This is a genomic window from Nesterenkonia salmonea (assembly GCF_005771525.1).
GTDB lineage: Bacteria > Actinomycetota > Actinomycetes > Actinomycetales > Micrococcaceae > Nesterenkonia > Nesterenkonia salmonea.
The window spans coordinates 1-1,593 of record NZ_VAVZ01000095.1; the positions used below are offsets into that span (position 1 = coordinate 1).

Annotated in this window: 2 protein-coding genes; both read left to right on the forward strand. The window is 61.3% G+C overall.

Annotated features, from left to right (window positions below):
• Positions 1–84 precede the first annotated feature (84 nt).
• Entirely contained in the window at positions 85–522 is a 438-nt protein-coding gene (locus FEF26_RS15990; protein WP_208012961.1) for a transposase, read from the forward strand.
• Positions 519–1,553, forward strand: a complete 1,035-nt coding sequence (locus tag FEF26_RS15410; protein ID WP_138254412.1) for an IS3 family transposase — start codon at positions 519–521, stop codon at positions 1,551–1,553. Before FEF26_RS15990 ends, FEF26_RS15410 begins: the two co-directional genes overlap by 4 nt.
• The last annotated feature ends 40 nt before the right edge of the window (positions 1,554–1,593 follow it).

A 1,593-nucleotide genomic window follows, 5' to 3' on the forward strand; every position in this document is an offset into this window, starting at 1 on the left:
CCCTCTCTGCCAGACTGAGGTGAGACCCCCGGGCTGAGCGGTTATGAGACTGGGAGATCCATTCACTACGAGAGGAACCCAGCAATGACCACAGCACCTATCGAGACTCCTGAGACCACTACCGCGATTGCCGGCGGGGCGCCTGGGGCTCCCCGGGGTTCTCGGGCTAAGCGGCGTAGCTTCACCGCAGAGTACAAGCGTCGCATCGTCGCCGAGTACGACGCTGCTGCGGTCGGCACCAAAGGTGAGGTGCTACGACGGGAAGGCTTGTTCGATTCTCATATCAAGGACTGGCGTCGACACCTCGAGGCCGGAACACTGGCCAGTATGGGTAAACGCCGATCAGGTAAGCACAAGTCCCCGGAGCAGCAGCGCATCGCTGAGCTGGAACGGGCTCTGGCCAAAGCTGAGGCGGAGTCCGCGCGTAAGGACAAGGTCCTGGCCAAGCGAGAGGAGGCTCTGGAGGTGCTGGGAAAAGGAGTCGAGTTTTTGGAGGCTCTCTCCAAGAAAGACCAGAAGTGACCCGCCAGAAGTGGCGTACCTGGCAGGCTGAGACGGCCGCCTTGTTGGCGGTACTGATCGGGATCGTGTGGGCTTGTGCCCTGGTGGGCCGGTCGAGGGCTACTCACCACCGGCAGGCCAACCCCAAGCTGAAGGTCTACGGGCCTCACCCGAAGCCACAGCACCCGGCGGAACTGACCGAGACCGAGCGGCAACGGGTCCTTGGGGTGCTCATCAGTGATGACTACGCTGATGCCTCGGTGGCCCAGGTGTGGGCCACTGAACTGGATGCCGGCCGGTACTACTGCTCCCAGCGCACCATGCACCGCATCCTTAAAGCCCACCGGATGAATGGGGAGCGCCGCCGGCAAGCAGTGCATCCGCCGCGGGTGATCCCAGAGCTGGTGGCCACCGCACCGAACCAGGTATGGAGTTGGGATATCACGAAGATGCGGGGCCCGGCCAAAGGTGTGTGGTACCACGCCTATGTGGTTATCGATATCTACTCCCGGATGGTGATCGGCTGGCGAATCGAGCAGATTGAAGATGGGCAGCTGGCTTCTGATCTGCTCGCTGAGGCAATCATCGAACAAGGACGTGCCCCGGGGTGGCTGCACGCCGATGGGGGCGCGGCGATGACGTCGAAACCTTTGGCTTCGTTGCTCTCGGATTTGGATGTCACCCGGTCCCATAACAGGCCCAGGACCAGTAATGACAACCCCTACAGCGAGTCCCAGTTCAAGACGATGAAGTACAGCCCCCATTACCCCGAACGCTTCGCCAGCATTGGGGAAGCCCGCTCATGGATGAACGCGTTCACCTATTGGTACAACCACATCCACCGTCATTCCGGGATCGGACTGCATACCCCCACATCGGTACATACCGGCACCGCGCAGATCATCCGGGACCAGCGCCAACAGGTCCTTGATGCCGCCTACGCGGCTCACCCTGAGAGATTCCACCGCCGACCAGAGCCGCCAAAGCTGCCTCAGAAAGCCAGTATCAACGACCCAGCTGCACGAACCCCAGAACCAGATCCAGTGAAGTAACCCGTACCGCTCCACGTCTCACTTGATTTGACACGCTCCG

Bases quoted from the DNA above. Each gene is read 5' to 3' on its own strand.
- FEF26_RS15990 (WP_208012961.1), top strand. From the start codon at position 85: ATGACCACAGCACCTATCGAGACTCCTGAGACCACTACCGCGATTGCC.